Consider the following 19,358-nt stretch of genomic DNA (forward strand, 5'->3'; position numbering starts at 1 on the left):
AACAGCAATCGTTAATAGCTTTGTTTTGGCGACCAAATCTATTAGCAATCATAATTTGTCGAATACGTTTAAGGATACAGAATGGTTTTGTGTATACTCCGTAATAGTTTAGCCTGCTAGGTTTATTTAGCAGGCTATTTTTCTGCTCGCGGAAAGGGCAAACTATGCCTTCCTACGACAATTCATGGGGCGCAGTTGAGCTGATTTTGCATGATTCACTGCACCGTTACAAACAAGTACATAGCAAGAAAGTGGTGTCGCTGGTTCCTGAAACCAACGATAAGAAGGGTGCTGTGGCCGTTTTTCGGTCAAAGGGCCAGCTTAAACGTGGTCATGGCTTGGTCATGACGTCACTTGAAGCCTTGCAACAACACCAATCTGAGTTCACTCACTGGACGCCGAACACACATGTCTGGCTTGGTTACAATGGTGACCGAGACAGCTTACGTGGCATGGACAAAACTAATATCAGCCAGATCAACACGTTCGTGGTGGACGTGGATTTTGAAGACGCTAACGAACGTGACAAGCATGCTGAAGATGTTAATAATGCCAGTGTCTTGGACACGTTAGGCGGCACTGGGATCCCAACGCTCATGCTGAAGACTGATCGTGGTTATCAGATCTATTATGTTCTCAAGGAGCCGGCGTTTGTGGCCAAGCGTAAGAGCGGATCAATGCCTGTGATCGCAACGGCCGAGAAGATTGCTGATAATTTAAAATTGTATCTATCAAAAAGCCTGTCCAACGTTGATTTGCATTGCTCTGCGTTAGGTGTATTTCGTATGCCAACTAACCAGAATACGATCTGGTTTGATCCAACCAGCACCTATTCCTTTGATGACTTGATGTCCTGGAGTATGCGACAAACGAAAGCAGCTCAAAAAGCCAAGCTGGTCAAAATTGGTTTACATAGTGTTCGGCGGGTTACTCGTCGACAAATTGATCAGTCCTGGTACCAGGGCTTAATTCGTTGTACCGCCGTTAGTCCGGACTGTGGACAGGATGTTGGGCGGCACAATACATTGTTTACATTGGCGTTGGCCAACTATTCATCAAACGTCCCTGAAGAGGCTGCGTTAGTTTCACTGATTGAATTTAACGAACGTCTGGAGCTGCCTTTGTCTGCAAGAGCCGTTGAACTAGTGGTCAGAGACGCTTATAGCGGTAAGTTTGCTGGTGCCCGTAAGGATTATATCCAAGCGCTGCTAGAAGCCTGGGACGTGCCTGAAGTAGCTAAAACCGTTGATCGTCGTAACTGGTATAAGTTCGCCAAGCCACGTAATGAGCGGTCTTATTCACATGTGTCTGAATGGGCGGTCGACGTTTTAAAATTCATTAATGCCAGAGGACAGGGGAAAGCCCGCGTACAGTTGAGTACACGGGCTATTCGTGATGCATTGAAGATCTCGGCTGGGTCGCTGAACAAAGTTCTGAAGCAACTACGTGAATCTGGACAGTTGATCATGCGGGCCGGTAAAGGCTCACAAGCGCCTGAACTAGCAACCATTAGTATGCTTCTAACAGCGGCCATGACGCGGCGTCTGAAGGTCGCCAGTGACTGGTGGGCCTATGTCCAGGACCAGCTTCAAAAGTATCGCCAACCGGACGCTGTTGAACCCGTTGCTGAAGCAGTAGATTTATTTGATGTGCCAGAGGCAATCTTAACCTCGTAAAATTTGTGCTCTAAATTGCCATTAACGGGTTTATGTCTTAGAAAGTTTGCTTGGTTGACACGCGTGTTTAAAAATTTACGATTGCGTTTTATGCATGCTGGGCGTATATTAAAGATGTGGTTATCGAACGTATGTTCTTATTGTAAATCTTGTTGTTTCGGGGTTTTGACCGTCATTGCATAAATGTTTTTATGATAATTGAGTGACGCAGTCAAGGCTTTAAACTGCATGGTTTGTGAGATGAATTAAAATTTGGTGATTGCTTAATAATTTTTTACGTGCTACGATTTTTGCGTAATTAATTGTTGGTCCTCGTACACGAGGGCATTAAAAAAAGGGTGCTCCAAGATGCAATAAGGGTACTGGTAATACCAGAATTGCAGAGCTTGGTTGACACGAAAACGTACTTCACTACGTTTTCATGAAAGCACTCCTGATCGCTGTTGTTGTAAGCAACAGCACTTCTATTTTAGCAGTTAATTCACTAACTTTCTACACTTAGTCGTAGTGCACCGAAATGCTTTTAGATAGGCTTTGAGGACACGTTGATGCAGTGGTTTGTGAATTAGCAACACATGAGGCGACTAGTTCCCCCCAGAGCTTGTGTTGGCTTCTATTCCCCGGATGTCTTTTGCCGAGTGTGTTAACTGTTAATTGGAGTGTGAGTGTATGCAGTGGTTCATCGGGACTGTTGACGTGAAAGCGTTGGCAGTCCCTTTTTTAGTGCCTTCATGTTTGAGGATCAGCAAGACAGAATGTGTCGCCAAAGGCGGTTTTTACCGTCATCATTCTGGGCAGTCGTAACAGGTTCGAAGGGGTAGGGGATTTTTATGATCGTTAAAGCATATATTCCAGCGGTTCGGTTGCATGAGTTTGGGTTCGTGAAGACGGTTGATGATCAGGATGCTGGTGAGCGGTTTTGGCAGTATCGGGCTCGTGTCGGTTATTTTCGCCGGGGGTCAGTGATGTTTAAAGTAACCGTCCTTGATCATGCTCGTGGATCACGAGAGTGGGCGAGAATCACGTTTAAAACTTATTTGCGTGAGTCGCCGGCGATTGGGCTGAGTCAGTCCGCATCATCGTTATTTGAGCAAAATATAACGCGCGTTTTGCGGTATTTAAAACCAGTCATTGGGACAGTGTATTTTTCACCAGATTTTGGCCATGCTTGGAAAGCTGACGAGCAGTACGTGTATTTGGAGCGAGAAGCAGCAAAGGGGACTGGACAACATGCCATCAATCAGTGATTTACAACGTTTATTGCGTGACCACCCTGAATTTTTTGATTCCGAGCACGACGATGAACATTGCTCTGAATGTAACGCTATCAAGCGGCTTGGTCGGCAAATTTGGCTTGGTTCGCCAAACAGGCTAGCACGTGATTCGAATTATGTCCGTTTTTGCTGGTTTGAAACACACAGTATTCGTGCCGTTGCGAGAATGACTGCACAGAGCCGACCGGCTGTAAGAGAGACGCTCGCGCGTCAAGGGCTGTATCACGGTAATAAGGGGGCCGCATCATGATCGCCTATGGATTCAAGATGGGTCAGTCGGGCATTATCGATCGGGATCATCGTATTTATTGGCGGGTTCCGACAGTGCTCAAGTCGATTTTTTCTGTTGAAGAAAAAGAGATGCGGCGCTGGACTGAAGGTGCTGGCGTCTTAGCGGTGGCTCCTGATGAAACTGGTCAATTATGCGTGGTGTGTGTGTATGCGATCGTCAGTCAATCGCAGCGCATCAATGCCAAAGGGCAAGCACCCATTGATCCGAATCGTTTACCGTATATTGACTGTGTTATTTCACAGATCAATGGTCCGGCGTTGCCGGTGTTTGAATTTGTTAAGGCCTTGTCGGATGAACAAATGGAACTGAGCCTGTTGAAAACGGCTGAGGAACATCTAGATCAGCATTCACGACGATCTAGTCGTGACAAGACTAATAAGCAGGTAACGGGTGACGCGTGATGATCATTAAACAGCGACCAATTTATGAGATTAGTCGAACCGCCTATGTGCAACATGAAAAGCAGAAACAGATTCAAGGCAAATTAGCCGACTTTCCACGTGAGCGTGTGTTTATGAAATGGGCAGCCAATGTTGCACTAGTAATCATCGTAGTTTTGTTGATTCTGGTCGTGATTTTTGCGGTTTTGCCCACGCTGCACTGGCCGCGTCTGGGATTTTAGGGAGAGACTATGCAGGTAAAGACTTTAAATTTACGGCGCTATTTGCCAGGGCGCACACGAACGTTAATTATATCGGGTTTGCTGGCAGCAGTGATGGTCATGTTGATTTTTGTAGCTATTTCCAATGTCAGTTCTGATCTTTGGTCGACAGGTCGACCTGAGTCGTCGCCAACGGCCGAATATAATTTGCCGACTGATGCTCGTATTAACAACGTGTCAAGAGCTAAGCAAAGTGACGGGACACAATGTGTTTATGTCCAATATGAACGGACCTCTAATCACCAACAGTTTTTAATGATTCGGTCTACTCAGACTGGCAGTTGGTTTACAAATGGCACCACCACGGAAGACAAGATTCCATATCGATAATGGGTTGAAACCCAGAAAGGCAAATTATGTTAGCAGATGCAATTAAAGAACGGCCGATTTTTATTGTGAGTGGTGATACGAGCCGTTCACCACATGGTGCACAGCTGTACCTATATTTGGCCACTTACGATTATGCGATTGCCCTCGCACAGAAAACATCGCTTGAGCATCAGGGGATCTTGGCAACGGTCACGGCTATGGAACTGAATGAATTAGAAAACCATTATTTAGGTGGTGCGAGTCCAGAACCAGCGGATCCGGCAGCAATCAAATGATGTGATGTCAGTGCGTAAATTGTTTTAACGGAGGGATTAGATGTTTAAAGCAAAAAATAAAACGCCTGCCCATAGTTTGAACAAACTGTGTTATGTGGTTTCGTTCAAGTATGACGCGCTTGCTGATGAACCGGTTATTGTTAGCCCTGCTGAAGATGTCGCGATCATGTGGGCACTTAAAGAGGGTTATCTACCGAGTGAATGGCGCAAGCAAAATCTCAGTTTAAATTGGTCCGACCTTCGACATAACAAAAACTATCGCAAGTTACGTGATGATTTAACGGCTGGTTTAAGCCTGGACTTTTATCCGGCTCATAAAGTGATTTCCGGACGCAACTTAACGGTCATACGACCTTCTGGGATCGCGATTGACCCGGTACTATATACGCTCAATCCTGAGTCTGGTCATTAAGGGGGAAGGGACATGACTAAATATCAAAAGAAGACGTTAGTAGTATTTGTGGGACTTCTGCTGATGCTTGGTTTCAGTGCTGTCAGTTTTAATTTTGTTACGCAAGAGATGAAAACCTCTTCGCCGTCAGCAATTGGCCGAGTCGTCCAAGGAACAGACAAAGCAACGGTTGTGGTGTTTAAAAGACATGGTTGTCCAGATTGTCGGTCGGTTCAGACACTAGTTAAGATGGGTGCTTTTTCCCAAAAGACGGTGTTTGTCGAAGCTACGTCTAAAGATGACCAACAGTATTTTAAACGTTTCGGGGTTAGACATACGCCAACATTTATGATCTTGAAGCAAGGCCAGCCACAAATCCTATGGCGTGATCACGGAAGACCGGTGCGCATGTATTCAGGCACCGATCGCAAAAAGATTAAAAAAATCTTTGGGATACGACCTACGGTGATTGCAGCGGGGTGGTTGCATGTTTAAACAATTCATTGACATCTGCACCAAAGGCGTTCATCGGTATCAGGCGTGGCTGCGGCGGGTTCATCAGTGGTTGGAAGATCACTTCCGGTTACGGAAATTTTTATTACCAGCGATTATTCTTGGCATCATGATTGGATTAGTAATTAACACGCGTATGGTGCCAAAAATCACTCGTTTTCCAGACAGTGCCCTCGGCACAGCTCAGCAAGTGGGTGGGCAAAATGGGGCTGCCAATATTACGCTACAATCTCGACAGTATAATCAGAATCAACAATTCATGGTTATTAGTATGTCACTGAGTGGCACCACTGCCCAAGTTGTTGATCCAGAGTTTATTCACTTTAAAGTGTCCACGATGGTGCCACAAGGCGTACGTTATGAATTGCTACCGTTGGCCAACAACAACTTTATTTTGGTACTGAAGCATTTAAAGCCTGGGTACCAAGGGATTCAAATTATTGTCACGAGTAAACAACCAAATATTCAAGCGTTGCAACAACAGGCTTCTTCACAGTCGAGCGGTGCAGAATCGAGCAGTTCTTCGAGCTATAAACCTGCTGTAGCTTCTTCGAAGGCGACGTTTGTTATCAATGAACGTAAGGGCTTTATCGACAACAAGTTGCAAGCACGAAGTCGTACGGATTATGCGGTTGATTCTCTGAAAAAGTCCATTGTCGGCGAAAGAAAGTCGATTAAACAACAGGACAAACTGATTGCGGCTTATAAAAACCAAATTATTGCAGATCGTCATGAAGAGGACTCAGCAGCCCAAGATAGCCAATACCAGGTCAGTGACAGCAGCACGGCAGCTAGTTCTGATCCAGGGGCGGATATTAAAACGCAAAAAGGCAGCATTAAAGATGCGCAGAAGACACAAAAGACGTCACGTCATCAGATCAAGTTGTATGAGAAACAAATTGATGATGTGCGGTCAGGCAAATATAAGTTTGGTTCTGATGTTAGTGCCAGCACGGTTAAATAAACGGAGGTGCACTTTGCGATTGAGTGATGGGATACGGCAGAAATTACGACACAGCGCCCTTTTGAACCTAGCTGGTATTGGTCTAAGTATTGGCTTCATTGTTATGTTCACTAAGGTCGTTAATCAATCAACAACCTATTTGTTTGTGATACTGCTTATTGTAGATTTTCAGGTTGCCGATTTAGATCTTAAAATTGCAAAGCATGAGGTTAAACAACACCAAAATAATGTGACTGAAATGGTTGATTTCAAGTTAGCTGAAAGAATGGATTGGATTGCTCTTTTGATGATGATTCCTGTATCCATTTTGTCGTTGATTTCAATTTTTATGTAGTTAAAGAGGCACGAACACTTACTAATTCGAGTGTCCGTGCCTTTTGTTTCTGAGCACTTTTGTGAGAAAGGATGATTGCCATGAATGAGGCACAGTTAGATCAAGTTGCACGAGAATATTTTGACATTGTAGGTAATGATCTGGATTTGAAGTATCGACTTAAATATGAAAAGCATCGGGTTAGGAATCAGTTGCTGTTGGATGATATTCTGGTAAATTCAATCATATCAGCGTTTGACGCATTAGGCGATGTTGGCTGGTATTCAGACGATGATCCTGAAGGCTGGCAGGATGTTTTAAATACAGGCTCGATGTTCATTGAATTTTATCTTGACTGGCGTGGAGAGTCCAAGTTTTTCAATAAAAAGCCCTGGTCTGAAGCTACAAAATTAGAGATTAAATATTTTCATTAATTGGCCATCGGTTTTAGCTATTTAGTTTTCCTTTTGTAAGAAGAGACTTCTGTACATGGCTAGAGTCAAGCTGACGCCTTTCCACTTATCATTGAAAGTACCTTCAAAATACGCGATTAAGGGCGTGTGCTTGTCGATCAATGGCTGAATATTTTCTCCGTATAAGACCCGTGATAGTTTTGACTTTTGGGTGTAGAGGGTTAATTTAGGGTGATTTTCAAATATGACCTGAACAACTGATTTCTGTTGTTCGTCGGTACCCCATTTGGGCTTAGCCAAATGAGCCGGACCGTAATAGATATGAAAATCTTCTTTCTTTGCTGGCTTTTGTGCCAGATTCCAAAACAAAGTGTTTAGACTAGCGGTCCCGTGCATGTTTGGCAACGAACGTCTTGCGAAGGGCGAATTGGCATCAAAGTTAAAGTTAAAAGGATAGAGTTTATTATTATCAAATGTCGAATTGTTAAAGAGATCTACGATAGTATTCAATTCATTGACATGAACTTTGGTGTGTCTTATAGGCTTGTCCTGATTAGCTTTGGATTGCTTGGTTTCAGTCGTGTCTGTGGATTGGTCGTTAGTATTTGACTTTTGAGCCTTAGAGACGGCAGTTGTCGGACGGTTGCTGAACACGATTGCAGTTTGATTGTCAAGGGCAGTTTAAAAATGTAGGTTTTCGGCAGAAAGAAATGTAGGTTTTCGGCAGTTACTTGAGGCCACGTAATCGGTAAGATTTACCAGTGATCTTCACTACGTGAACATGATGAACCAAGCGATCGAGAATGGCTGCTGTCACAGTTGGGTTCTGGAAAATATCAACCCAAGCGGATAGATCACTATTGCTGGTAATGATCGTTGAATGCTTTTCATAGCGGGCATTGACTAGCTGAAATAAGAGGTTAGCTTCTTGGTGACCAATTGGCAAATACCCAATTTCATCAATAATTAATAGGTCATAGCGCGAATAGCGGCTTAGAGATCGATCAAGCAGTCCTTTTTCGTAAGCTGCTCTCAATCTAATCAACAGCTCATGACAATTAATAAAGAGAACCCGACAGCCCTGTTTACAGGCCTCAATCCCAATACTAATTGCCAAGTGGGTTTTACCGACTCCCGGATTGCCAATAAAGATTAAGTTTTCAGACTTTTCCATAAAAGCCAGATTCTGGAATTCCAGAACCTCTTGGCGATTCATACTGGGTTGAAAGCTAAAATCAAATGTATCTAGGGATTTTGTATTGGGGAACCGAGCACGGCCAATGGCCCGTGCAATCTGACCTTCGTGTCGATTCTGGAGTTCCGAATTAGTTAAATCAATTAGCGCCTCAGTTAATGACAGATTATCAGTGTGAATTTGATCAAGGTAATTCGGCAAGTATTCACGGATTTTGTTTAACCCTAAGCGCTCAAGATTATTTAAAAGAATTTGATTATTAGTGGTCATGGTAGCCTCCTATAAGTTGTCGTAATCAGTCATATGTTCACGAATGTAAGCTGAAATGTCTTCATCTGTCCGCCCTTTAAGCAAATCAGATTTGAGGATATTGAACTGATCTTGGGGGTCATAATTCAGCGAATTGGTAGTTATGGAGTGCGTACGAATTTCTTCTCCGTTATAATAAATGTGAATGCGCTGCTCATCATTGGAGATTTCAACAGCAACCGTACAACCAATGTATCGCGGATCTACTGAGTACTTACATTTGCGGAAATTGATCATGGCCTCCTTCGAAACGACACGGGTAATGTTTTCTTCGAAGTATGGTTCAAGGAGATTAACTGGAACGCGATGAAGGTACTCTTTTTCTTCGTCTAACCATTTCAGGTACGGGACTTCGTCCGTGGCCTGCGAAGTTTCATGATTTAGATCATCTCGGAGCATATGAACTAGTTCGATTAGCTCAGTTCCATCAGCAAATTCAGTATTGTATGGCCGTAAACGTTCAACCGTGCGAGCAAGGGCTTCAACTGCACCTTTAGTTTGTGGTCTGAATGGTCGACAAGCAATTGGTGTGAAACCGGCATCTTTACAGAATTCGTGGAACCGTTCGTTAAAGACAGCGTGGCCAAACTGGGATTTTGTATGATCCACAACGGTTTTCATATTATCAAACCAGATTTCCGTCGGAATACCTCCGGTATGAAGGAAAGCGTCGTGTAAGCAAGAAAAGAGGGTATCTTGGCTCCGATCAAAGGTTAGTGTCATATATTTGAGTTTTGAATAAGGCAATACATACAAGAAAATATTGAATTTAAACAGCTCACCCTCGCTGCTCACTAGGGCCATTTCTTCTTTCCAGTCAACTTGAGCAGAGAGACCAGGGGAATGTTCAATCCGAATGGTAGCTTTCTTAACTCGTTCTCGGCGGGTTTGGCGACAATAATCTTTCACGAGGGTATAGCTGCCGGTAAAGCCCTTCTTCTGGATAAATTTAAAAATTGAAGCAGCCGAACAATTTAGTTCAAGCTTTGAATCGATGGTTTGCTTGAATGGATCCAGTAAACTTGGCCGTTTCGGTCGACCACTTGGTCGGCCCTTAAGTCCAGCTTTGACTTCCTCATAGGCTTTCTTAACGGTTCGATAATCAACATTATATTGCCGGGCAATCTCGGCGAAGTTAGGCTTAATATTTTCAGTCACGTAAATCGTCACTCCTTCTCTTAAATCACGTCTCACATCAAATTCCTCCTACACTCTGATGTGATTCATGATACAAAAAATGTAGGAAAACCAACAGTTCTAACCTGCCGTTTTCCTACATTTTACGGGTGCCTTTTACATTTGATCTGCAACGGCATGATTTACGTAATCCACGGCCTGCTTTGCTTGCCGCTTCTGGGTGATCTTTCCGACGGTCGTACATCCAAGGATGTGATGTCCTTCTGGACTTTCATCCTGCAAAGTAAAGCGATGTGATACTTTTGGAGACGACCAACCATAGTATGTTAGTTTGACATGACACTCTGGATCTGAACAGTGAAAGGCCTTTGGATCGTCTATCTGATGGCTTTGAATTGCGGTCCATATTTCATCAGCGGTCTTTGTTTCTTCTAATTGTTCACTGTAAGCTTTTTTGGTCATAATAAGTTCCCCCTGTTTTAGTTTGAAACTTGATGTTTCAAATTCAGTATATGGACTCTGTCTAAAATCACCTAATCACCACATTTTCCGAGATGTGATGATTATTTTTTTGTCTTAAGTGGGTCTGAAGCTAGGAGATTTTTGACTTTTATGGGATATTCCGAGTGTGCAAAAGGTGTGAGGTTGTGTGGGTAAAAGGTGTGTTGAATAGTGTGCATAACATGCGCACGAGAAAGATTTGTTCATCACCGAAAAACCCCAGCACTGCTGGGTGCAACGCGAAGCGTGCATCGTTTTCCCTTATGCTCTTTCTTCACTTTACTCAAATGAGTAAAGTATCGGCCAAGCTTGGTCGATCAGGTTTCTCTGATTTTGAAAATGGGGTGGTAGTTTGACTGTTTATTTTGAGTCCATTCGAATTAGTCGTCATGCTTCAATGCGTATTCAACAGCGTCTCGGTTTACATAAACGGGCGCAAAAACGATTGGCAACGAACATGTGGGAACGTGGTCTAAGATTTTCCGAATTGTCCAGCTTACTTAAAAAGTGGGTACTGCGTCAGTTGAGTTTAAGTTCTCCAACAGGGGCTGAAGGGATTGTTTACGATAATGCGTTGTTCATTGTGTCACTGGATGGTGTCGTGATAACCGTTATGCAAGTGCCAGCAGCTTTACAGCAGATTGCTGCGCGCTGCGGTCGTGTGGCGAGCAATGGCGGCATTGCAGCCGGTCCTCGGGTGCCGGACGGGCGGCCCTCAATCGCCGGGCTGGCTTTTCCGAAATGCATCAGCAAGGAAAGTGAGGCATAAAAATGAGCCTAGCCAGTATTTTTCTTATTCTCGGTTTTTGCTGCTTTGCTGTAGGAGTTGTGCGATCGATAGTGACAGATCATTGGTTGCCACTTCTGCTTGGATTTTGTTTGGAAGTTGTTTTGCTGGTGGCACTGACTGTTACTAGCGGCATTGTGAGTCAGAAAATTGCAGTTGATACTCCTGACAGTGATCAAATTAATGTTGTAAAGACTTCACGTCCCAAAATCTATTACGGGGCCATAGCGACTAAACGGGATGTTGCTGAAGACGACGGGCTTACTGATGATCATCAGGATGTCGTGACCTATCGCGATCACTCAGGATACGTAAGAAAACTGAGAATGGACAGTACAGAGGAGCACGGGTTCTCGTTTTCAGATTTAACAACAACATCGCAATCGTTTGCTGTGAGACAGTCCTCTACTGTCAAACATCCAACGATTGAGCTAATCCCGTATCGAGCGTCAACAAAATGGAACTCTTGGACTTCATTCGAGCCACGAAAGTGGTACCGTCAAAAATCAAAAATTATTTATCGTGTTATTTTGCTGACGCCTTTAAATTACCCTGGTGGCGGCAAGATTGATTTCTAAAACTAAAGTGCGAAGCCAACTAGGAGACATCTATGGAGACGATTAGTGTGCGAATATCGGCAGAATTGAAGAATCAGTTACAAAGCAAGGCTCGTCAAAACAATTCAAGTTTAAGTGCCTACGTTGCGTCAATCTTATTAAGAGAAATTAATGGCAACGAAGACCCTAGCATCCGCGCTTATTTGCACCTTTTCGGCGATCAAATTAATAAATTAACGATTAGCAACAATCGAGTTAATGAAAACATGGTAGATCTGACTAGTGCTGTGCTAGAAGCAATTACGGTTGATGGCGGAGGGAATGATGAGTAAGAAGAGAATTTGGTTAATTGCTATATTGGCTTGTATTGCGCTTGTTTTTGGCTTTAAAAGTTTTTTCTATTTTCCGCCGCTAAATGTGCAGTTAGGGACCGTCAACAAACCAGTGTCGCAAAATGCAGATCCAAATAATTTAGCTAATCTGGTGTATCAACCAGGCAGTAACCCGGTCATCCAGGTTAACGGTGGCAAGGCGACATTAGATCCAAACAGTTGGCATGCGAACAGTGTTCAATATGCAGCGTTGGATAATATGGGTCGAACCAGTACCGGTAACACCGGATATTTATGCAAAGCCAACGTCACGAATGACGCATTAAGGCAACAGCAGACGGTTAATCCAACCGGCTGGCACCAAAAACGAGTCAAAGGGACCTACGTCGTTAATCGTGGGCACATTATTGCATACTCGTTGTCGAAAGGGATTGCGGTTGATGGCTCGTACAATCCCAACTTGCAGAGTGGTGATCAAGACAATCCCAAGAACCTTTTCACAGAAACGACCTTTACAAATCAAGAATTGCAATGGCCATATGAACAGAAGGTCCAAAAGGCCTTGATTGCAAATAAACAAGTGGTCTATCAGGTTACACCAGTATTTAAAGGCATTAACACAATGGCCGCAGGGGTTCATATGCAAGCTGCGTCCATAGACGGCACGTTGAACTATAACGTCTTTTTATTCAATGTTCAGCCAAATGTTAAGTTCAATTATTTAACGGGTCGCAGCGTGATTGATAACGCGATGGTGGTTCCGCAGGCGGCTGATGCGCCGAACTTCAAAGGAAAGTGATGCAATATGAGTAATCAAGTTGAACGGCAGAATAAGCTGCCAACGACGCAACATGAAGATAGCCTTCAAAATAGTGAGAGTCGTGTCACTGTGTTGTTATCGAAGCAAAATGATTTATTGTTTGCGCAATTAAAGGACTGGGCCAGAAGTCAGGGGACTGATGTTAACAACGGCAAGCTCTCTGACAGTGGACTGTTTAATTTCGTTTTGGCAACGTTTGGCGAGATCTTTTTGGCGACACCCAAGCGGGCTAATCAACGATATGCAGTGGCCAAATCTAAGGCAATTTCAGGGATCGATGGTGATGATCTTCGCGATCACTTAGACAGTCGATTAACGGCCATCATGGATAGAATTACTGAAAATTATTACCTAACCATGGCGACAAATGTTACTTTGACGCGTGCTGACCCTGATAACTTTTTAAAAATTGAAAGTATGTATGACAAAGACACGACTGAATTTGCGATCCACAAAAATTTACATCATGTCGTGCGTGAAGATGCCAATCGCAACGCTTTATTGAAACAGCAACAACGACGCAGAAAGTATGAGGGGGAATAAATGGATATTGATATGATCCACCAATTGCACGAACTTGAGGCAGACGAAGAATGGTTTCGTATGGTCGGCACAGAGCGGCGCCTTAACCATTTCGAAGACGTCGATTTTGATAAATATCAGACGAACCAGGATCGCGTCGATCGTAATCGAACGTTGTTACTGGGTATTCGGGCGGGCTTGTCTGAAAATAATTCTCCTGATGAACCAGTCCCGTTACGACGTGCCTGGCGAGGTCATGGGCAAAAAGAAGGGCTGCGACTGTTAACGACCGTTTACCGTAATTATGGTTTAAGGTATCGAGAAATTGCTGAATTGTTGGGGATCAATGCCAGTACGGTTAGACATGATTTACGGCCCTTCAAGGATGGCGAAATGATTAAGTCAGATTTCGTGATTAATATGCCACGTGATAAAGTAGCTGACTTAAAAATTACGTTAGGACTTGATAATCATGCGAAACGCAAATAAAAGTCAACATGGACCGGATGTAATCTACACACAACAGTTTCACGCGGCTTCAGCCAACTTCTTGAATTACATGGAGCGTGACAACGCTGTCGATATGAAGGCAGATTACAACCTTAACTATGAATTGGGACCAAATGTCCAAGAAGACTCTGAAGCTGTTCGGGCTGGATACATTGGCTACATGGATCGTAATCCTGCGACAACGCTAGAAGATGACGTCAGCCAGGACACATTAAAAGATTTAATTCATCAGTTGCCAGAAAAGCAGCAACAGCAGGCTATGCGGCTGCAGGAACAATTACATTTACTGATTACGCAGCGCCGAAAGCTTTTGAAACAGCAAGGTGAGCTGGATCAAGGGCAATCTTATCGTTTAACTCAACAGGAAATTCGCTTCAATCAAGAATTAAACTCAGTCACCCATGCTGGGCAGGTGAGATTACCAACATTTGATCAGGATGATTTCAATATCACGCGTGATCAAGAACAACAGTTGCGACAGAGACTTGCTCGCGGTGAGAAAAACGGCACGATTATGTGGCAAGGTGTTGTCAGTTTTGACAATGACTTTCTTAAACGGATTGGTGTTCGCAATGCAACAAACGGTCATGTTGATCAACGGCGACTCAAGGCTGCTATTCAAAAAGCGATGCCAGACATGCTGATCCAAGAAAATTTGCAGCAGGATAGTTTCTGGTTCGGGGACATCCATTTGAACACACATCATGTACATGTTCATTTAGCTATTGCTCAAGAGCGCAATACCAGGTTGCTGACGAAAGATGGGCAACCAAAAGGAACCTTCTCAAAACGCTCGTTTGACATATTTAAACGTGAAGTGCATCGACAGTTGGCCAATAATCGAGATCAGGAAATTGAGATTGAGGACCGGATTAATTTGTTGCGCAAAAACTTGGTGTCTACGATGAAAACTGACCTGCAGCAACCAAACACAGAGCTTGAACAACAACTGGAACGGTTAGTGCTGGTATTGCCAGATTATTCGGATAAACGCAAATGGCGTGCGAGTAATCATCGAAAGGATTTTGCTGAAGCACACCAAATTGGTGATGACATAATTAATGAGTTGTTAGAGCATGACCTGAAGGGCTTGAATCAACAACTGACGCAGACGCTTAACCGCCAATTAGCACAGCGACAATCAGCCTATGGGCAGATTGATGTAGCGTCAAAAAATCGGCAAATGCAACGGGTTCATGACCGCTTACTGAATGAAGTCTTTAGAACCGTCTCTAACTATGACCAAAAAGGGGCCAAATCTAAGCTGACGCAGCAAGTTGAGAACGACGACTTTTTTACTAACAGTCAGCGGATTGATGAATTAAAGGCATTGATTAAGGATCAGCAACCAGGTAATCAATCGGCCAGTTTAAAGCTGGAACTTGGACTGCGTAAGAACCATTTGCGACTGATGAATCTTGAACAGCAACGCTTTTCAATAGAAGCGCGGTTAGCACGTTTACAATCATCTGAAGGTGATCATGAATTACAACAGCGATTGACTAACCGGTTAAATCAAGAATTACGATATGTAAATTTGCAGAAGAAGCCGCGTTTTAAGCGCACAAAAGCCGAGAGCCAAGAATTGGCTGCGTTGAAACGCTCTCAGACGCCAATTGGAGTATTGCAGGTGTCCAATGCATCACCAGAGCTTGTCAGTGCACGCAGTGGATCATTAAAACAAGAACAGCAGTGGTTACGTGACTTTCCTGATGATCCTGGTTTGAAGGCATATTATTCGACCGATGATTTGGCCAGTGTCAGACAACAATTGGTTCGAGATCAAGAATTATTGCAAACTAAGAGCCAAGTCTTTTTAAATAATCAGCGAATTGATCAACCAGGAACAACGATTCAAAAAAAACAGCAGTTACGTGCCGAAAACAATCGTCTGTTCCAGCAAATAAAGCATGTTGATTATCTGAACCGTCACGGCCCACAAGCTCGAAAAGAGTCTGATGAGAAGAAAGTTGATCAGCAGAAAACGCTGGATGTCCGTGAGCAAATGCCTTTCAATCAAGCCCAACATGCCATATTTAAAGGCCTAGCTGGTGAGCTTAAGGGTAGTTGTCGTAAACAATTGCAGGCTATGAACGATCATTTGGATAGTGGCGATGACATTGATCGAGATGATCGACGTGAAGCATTGGCAATTGAAACAGGCTTTGAACGGTAAAGGAGTGTTCAACGATGAATGGTGAACTTGGCATAATCACAAATATTATTCCTGGAAAGAACGGTGTTAATCGAGTAGTAGTCACGCTATTTGCTGATGAAATTGATATTGTCGTCAAGGTTGACGATCTATTATTGAATTTTTTGTATGACCACATGGTCGTGGCAGTTAACGAAGCACATACAGAGATTCTAACAAACCAGAAAAGTTAATTGATACGTGTTGAAGGACGGCCAATGGCTGTCCTTTTTGTTTTGTCTTGGCGAAAGTTCGGAACTAAATATTGAACCCTATTCTGACAGTGTTTACAGCTGTTGACACAAATAGAAAGGGCTTAATAATATGGTCGGAAAAAAAGAACAAGATGGACTAATATCAAACAGCACCATTAAGAAATTTGTGGAGGATCAAGGCAATGTCATGACCGATGATCCTAGTCAAGCAATCTATTTGCTGACTGACGGTTCAATGATTTCGGGCTCGGACCCTGAAGAACCTATGGAGCGATCATACGATCATCGCATGATTGAGGGCTTGCCAGGCATTGATTTAAGTCGCTATGACGATGAATTTTGGGCAAAGACGTTGGACAAAACCGGTATGGTTTTGCTGACTCCGGAAACAAAGATGGCTCTGACTACTGATGGCCAGCATTTGAACTCAACACAACAAAAAGTGCTTGATGAAGCTGGTTACACAGTCTCTGCAGCATGGCCAGCATATGGGTACAGTTTCGATCATGAGTTTGCAAAAGAGACTGGGCAAAGTAAGGAAAGGGTCCATGATGTGAACCCTGCTGCTTCAGTAAAGGAGTCTAATCAACCTGGTGATTTTGCTGGTTTGGCAACCAGATTAGCACAGACAGATAAGCAAACTACGGTAGAACGCACAGTACGGCAGGAAAATGAGAAAGTAAATGAAAATGTCGAGTCAGGACCTTCAGGGGAAAGTAAAGGAAAATCAATAGATACTCCAGCTGCTGAAAAATCAGTGCAAAAGACTGACAAGGCGCGTGGTCAAAGCGAAAAAAATGATCGCTCTGCATTAGATTGGATGGGTGCGCGTGCTGGCAAGGCCCTCAACGATCAGACGGCGACAGTTGAGGCTCTAGAAGAAACAATCAGTCACACTGGTCCACTTTTGAACTATGGCCGTGAGAATCGTTCTTTACTGATGAAGTTTGATCCAGAGGGAAAGCATTTTGCGACTCGGAAAGTCTATGAAGCTGGTGGACTGAAGCTTCCTAGTGATCATAAATTGAAGTCTGTGGCCGTTTTTAAGCCTGTTGATCATTCTGTTAATGGCAAGCCGGTTGAGTTTGAAGCGACACGAATGTATTCCGCCGAACAATTTGAAGGAAAACTTCTTTATTTTGCTGAAGGTATTGCACAGGGCCAACATAATGTTGGCGATAAGGCTTGGCCATCAAAGCTTGGCGCGGTCACAAATGCGTTTGTGACGAACCATGTACCTAATCCAATTAGGCAAGAAGATCCTTTACGTTCAGCCCAGTCGGCGATGACGCGTTATATGGTGCGTGATTACGCTGGTATCACGGAGAACGATTCTGGATTTAAATTTAATGCAGCGCAGGCTAAGGCCATTGGTGATCTTTCACCAAAAGAACGAAAACGGGTGTACATTGGCTCTGCCAATTTTGCGCGTAAGGTTGTTAAAACGGTCGATAAAGACCTTGAACACGCGCCATCACGCGCAGAATACATGAAGCAAAATCCTCAGTTTGCTAGACAAGAGCAAACACGGCTAGCTGACCGAGCAAAAACACAACCGAAACGTTAGGAGGGACAACGATGAATGACAAAATAGCGCGATCGAACGGTATGGATCCGCATGACATGCATCACACTGTAGACTTCAGTAAGATTGACGGGTTAAACCCCAATCAGCGTGAATATATTCGCGCAGGTATTGAAGGCACCGAGCGGTTTAATCATTTAAGCCAACAATTACCGTTAAATGAGCGAGTGACGGCTGTTAAGACAGTACAGAATTCAGGCATCTCGGCTTCAGACCTGGTGAAACATCTTGAAGTTCAACACCGACGAGAAGTTGTTCAAAGTCGAGTTCAACGGAGAACCATAGCACGCTGATTTATAAAAATGAAAAGGTGAATGGCCAAAAGTCATTCATCTTTTAAGTTAATTGTGATTCAGCAGTCGTGTGTATTATTTGAGTTTTTAAAAACAAGAGGTGAATTTTTATGCGCAGACAGAACTATTCCACAAAAGAGTTAGCTAATTTGTCGATTAAAAGTTATCTTGATTATTCTGGCATTCCCTATGACGCTGGGGGAAACTTTGTAAAGCTGCGTGATCATAATTCCTTAGTTGTGGATTTGAAGCATAACATGTTTAACTGGAACTCTCAGGGTAAGGACGGCAATTTATACAATTTTATTCGGGAATACGAAGGATTGAGCGTGGCGGAAACTTGGAAAAAATTGCAAGAATTTGCGCAAAATCCTTCATCACATGTTAAGGCTGTGCCGGTTGTTGGGCGTCGCTCACATGGCGGTAATCGTTTAGATGGAACTGCATATCGACAAAACATTTATCCCGGGCAAGCTGACACTTCTGAAGTGCGTAAATACTTACAAGACACGCGAAAGCTTTCGCCGATTTTGGTCACCAGTATGATTGATGCCGGTTATATTCGTGAACTGAAGAACCACGCGGCCTTTTTCGCATGGTTTGATAAAGACGGTAAAGAAGTGGGCGGAAACCAGCAGGGAACGTGGATTGATCATAAAGAATTTGGCAGACGTGGCACTTTAAAAAAAGATGCTATGGATAGCCGTATTAATACAGGATTTAATTTTGAGACAGGCACTGGTGGAGATAATTTATACGTGTTTGAATCACCAATTGATGCTTTGTCCTATTTTCAATTACATGCTGCTGAACTTAGTCAAACTAATAATTCTTTTCTTAGTCTCGATGGAGCCGGGAGCAAAATCGGCACAGTGTCACGGTATGCACAAGAATATCACCAGGAACTTTTTAAACAAGTACATTTGTGCTTGGATAACGATAATGCCGGAAAGATGGGCGAGCTGGAGTATTTAGATCAATACAACAGTTTGTATGGACAACTCGTGATTGAAGTCCCGCTGAAGGGCAAAGATTGGAACGAACAACTTACAAGTGGTTTTGGACCTGGGCATACGCAGCTCTCGGCAAAAGAGTTCTTAACAGACTTGGCTAAAGTTCCTGTAGTTCAAAGAGATCCCAAACTCGATCACAAAATTAGTCAAGGATATAACAATATGTATTCGAAGAGTCGTGCCCGTTAAGAGCACGGCTTTTTGCGTGAGATGGCGAATGTTGTTTCCATTGTGTAAAAGTTCATGATGCGTGGTGTAACGCAGAAATCATTCAGGAGATGGAAAT

General features: G+C 43.5%; 26 protein-coding genes. 22 read left to right on the forward strand and 4 right to left on the reverse strand.

The genetic code is table 11. The features are described 5' to 3' along the window. Positions 1-164: 164 nt before the first annotated feature. The 11 genes from ABUE36_RS14610 (at position 165) to ABUE36_RS14660 (ending at position 7,123) form a co-directional block, all read left to right on the forward strand. Positions 165-1,676 (forward strand): primase C-terminal domain-containing protein, encoded by a 1,512-nt coding sequence (locus tag ABUE36_RS14610; protein ID WP_421017512.1) that lies wholly within the window; start codon positions 165-167, stop codon positions 1,674-1,676. A gap of 830 nt (positions 1,677-2,506) precedes the next feature. After that, entirely contained in the window at positions 2,507-2,923 is a 417-nt protein-coding gene (locus tag ABUE36_RS14615) for a hypothetical protein (RefSeq protein ID WP_421017513.1), read from the forward strand. Between the two features lie 273 nt (positions 2,924-3,196). Beyond that, positions 3,197-3,643 (forward strand): hypothetical protein, encoded by a 447-nt coding sequence (locus ABUE36_RS14620; protein ID WP_421017514.1) that lies wholly within the window; start codon positions 3,197-3,199, stop codon positions 3,641-3,643. Beyond that, positions 3,643-3,864, forward strand: coding sequence for a hypothetical protein (locus ABUE36_RS14625; RefSeq protein WP_017262358.1), 222 nt, complete (start codon positions 3,643-3,645; stop codon positions 3,862-3,864). The genes ABUE36_RS14620 and ABUE36_RS14625 overlap by 1 nt, the downstream gene beginning before the upstream one ends. A 9-nt stretch (positions 3,865-3,873) precedes the next feature. Then, complete coding sequence (locus ABUE36_RS14630; RefSeq protein WP_421017515.1) at positions 3,874-4,233, forward strand: hypothetical protein; 360 nt, start codon at positions 3,874-3,876, stop codon at positions 4,231-4,233. Positions 4,234-4,259: 26 nt separating this feature from the next. Beyond that, a complete protein-coding gene (locus tag ABUE36_RS14635; RefSeq protein ID WP_421017516.1) occupies positions 4,260-4,508 on the forward strand; it encodes a hypothetical protein in 249 nt (82 codons plus the stop codon). Between the two features lie 40 nt (positions 4,509-4,548). Further along, positions 4,549-4,920 (forward strand): hypothetical protein, encoded by a 372-nt coding sequence (locus ABUE36_RS14640; protein WP_421017517.1) that lies wholly within the window; start codon positions 4,549-4,551, stop codon positions 4,918-4,920. Between the two features lie 12 nt (positions 4,921-4,932). Next, the gene (locus ABUE36_RS14645; protein WP_017262362.1) at positions 4,933-5,394 is read left to right on the forward strand and encodes a thioredoxin family protein; all 462 of its coding nucleotides are present in this window, start codon (positions 4,933-4,935) and stop codon (positions 5,392-5,394) included. Next, positions 5,387-6,376: a hypothetical protein gene (locus tag ABUE36_RS14650; RefSeq protein ID WP_421017518.1), complete on the forward strand. Its 990-nt coding sequence runs from the start codon at positions 5,387-5,389 to the stop codon at positions 6,374-6,376. Before ABUE36_RS14645 ends, ABUE36_RS14650 begins: the two co-directional genes overlap by 8 nt. A gap of 19 nt (positions 6,377-6,395) precedes the next feature. Next, complete coding sequence (locus ABUE36_RS14655; protein WP_421017519.1) at positions 6,396-6,710, forward strand: hypothetical protein; 315 nt, start codon at positions 6,396-6,398, stop codon at positions 6,708-6,710. A gap of 80 nt (positions 6,711-6,790) precedes the next feature. Continuing rightward, entirely contained in the window at positions 6,791-7,123 is a 333-nt protein-coding gene (locus ABUE36_RS14660) for a hypothetical protein (protein ID WP_017262365.1), read from the forward strand. A gap of 21 nt (positions 7,124-7,144) precedes the next feature. Here the strand turns inward: ABUE36_RS14660 and ABUE36_RS14665 are convergent, their stop codons facing one another. The 4 genes from ABUE36_RS14665 to ABUE36_RS14680 all read right to left on the reverse strand — a co-directional run bounded on the left by ABUE36_RS14665 (position 7,145) and on the right by ABUE36_RS14680 (position 10,205). Continuing rightward, complete coding sequence (locus ABUE36_RS14665) at positions 7,145-7,756, reverse strand: hypothetical protein (RefSeq protein ID WP_421017520.1); 612 nt, start codon at positions 7,754-7,756, stop codon at positions 7,145-7,147. A 73-nt stretch (positions 7,757-7,829) separates the two neighbouring features. Then, positions 7,830-8,567 (reverse strand): IS21-like element helper ATPase IstB, encoded by a 738-nt coding sequence (gene istB / locus ABUE36_RS14670; protein ID WP_014386885.1) that lies wholly within the window; start codon positions 8,565-8,567, stop codon positions 7,830-7,832. Between the two features lie 9 nt (positions 8,568-8,576). Continuing rightward, positions 8,577-9,800, reverse strand: a complete 1,224-nt coding sequence (istA, locus tag ABUE36_RS14675; RefSeq protein WP_003555353.1) for an IS21 family transposase — start codon at positions 9,798-9,800, stop codon at positions 8,577-8,579. Positions 9,801-9,899: 99 nt separating this feature from the next. Next, on the reverse strand, positions 9,900-10,205 hold the full coding sequence (locus tag ABUE36_RS14680) for a hypothetical protein (protein WP_421017521.1): 306 nt from the start codon (positions 10,203-10,205) through the stop codon (positions 9,900-9,902). A 391-nt stretch (positions 10,206-10,596) separates the two neighbouring features. On the opposite strand from ABUE36_RS14680, the gene ABUE36_RS14685 reads away from it, so the two are divergent. From ABUE36_RS14685 to ABUE36_RS14735, 11 genes are all read left to right on the forward strand, one after another. Next, entirely contained in the window at positions 10,597-11,013 is a 417-nt protein-coding gene (locus ABUE36_RS14685) for a hypothetical protein (protein WP_017262368.1), read from the forward strand. Between the two features lie 2 nt (positions 11,014-11,015). Next, positions 11,016-11,609 (forward strand): hypothetical protein, encoded by a 594-nt coding sequence (locus tag ABUE36_RS14690; protein ID WP_421017522.1) that lies wholly within the window; start codon positions 11,016-11,018, stop codon positions 11,607-11,609. Between the two features lie 32 nt (positions 11,610-11,641). After that, on the forward strand, positions 11,642-11,920 hold the full coding sequence (locus ABUE36_RS14695) for a hypothetical protein (protein ID WP_017262370.1): 279 nt from the start codon (positions 11,642-11,644) through the stop codon (positions 11,918-11,920). Next, positions 11,910-12,719: a DNA/RNA non-specific endonuclease gene (locus ABUE36_RS14700; RefSeq protein WP_421017523.1), complete on the forward strand. Its 810-nt coding sequence runs from the start codon at positions 11,910-11,912 to the stop codon at positions 12,717-12,719. The genes ABUE36_RS14695 and ABUE36_RS14700 overlap by 11 nt, the downstream gene beginning before the upstream one ends. A 6-nt stretch (positions 12,720-12,725) precedes the next feature. Beyond that, positions 12,726-13,283: a hypothetical protein gene (locus tag ABUE36_RS14705; RefSeq protein WP_421017524.1), complete on the forward strand. Its 558-nt coding sequence runs from the start codon at positions 12,726-12,728 to the stop codon at positions 13,281-13,283. Continuing rightward, a complete protein-coding gene (locus ABUE36_RS14710) occupies positions 13,284-13,751 on the forward strand; it encodes a hypothetical protein (protein WP_017262374.1) in 468 nt (155 codons plus the stop codon). Next, positions 13,735-15,948, forward strand: a complete 2,214-nt coding sequence (mobL, locus tag ABUE36_RS14715) for a relaxase MobL (protein ID WP_421017525.1) — start codon at positions 13,735-13,737, stop codon at positions 15,946-15,948. The genes ABUE36_RS14710 and mobL overlap by 17 nt, the downstream gene beginning before the upstream one ends. A gap of 14 nt (positions 15,949-15,962) precedes the next feature. Continuing rightward, positions 15,963-16,160, forward strand: coding sequence for a hypothetical protein (locus tag ABUE36_RS14720; protein ID WP_017262376.1), 198 nt, complete (start codon positions 15,963-15,965; stop codon positions 16,158-16,160). A 130-nt stretch (positions 16,161-16,290) separates the two neighbouring features. After that, the gene (locus ABUE36_RS14725) at positions 16,291-17,748 is read left to right on the forward strand and encodes a hypothetical protein (RefSeq protein ID WP_421017526.1); all 1,458 of its coding nucleotides are present in this window, start codon (positions 16,291-16,293) and stop codon (positions 17,746-17,748) included. A gap of 11 nt (positions 17,749-17,759) precedes the next feature. After that, positions 17,760-18,059 (forward strand): hypothetical protein, encoded by a 300-nt coding sequence (locus tag ABUE36_RS14730; protein WP_017262378.1) that lies wholly within the window; start codon positions 17,760-17,762, stop codon positions 18,057-18,059. A gap of 110 nt (positions 18,060-18,169) precedes the next feature. After that, a complete protein-coding gene (locus tag ABUE36_RS14735) occupies positions 18,170-19,261 on the forward strand; it encodes a toprim domain-containing protein (protein ID WP_421017527.1) in 1,092 nt (363 codons plus the stop codon). The last annotated feature ends 97 nt before the right edge of the window (positions 19,262-19,358 follow it).

Source organism: Furfurilactobacillus cerevisiae (genome assembly GCF_048961765.1).
GTDB lineage: Bacteria > Bacillota > Bacilli > Lactobacillales > Lactobacillaceae > Furfurilactobacillus > Furfurilactobacillus milii_A.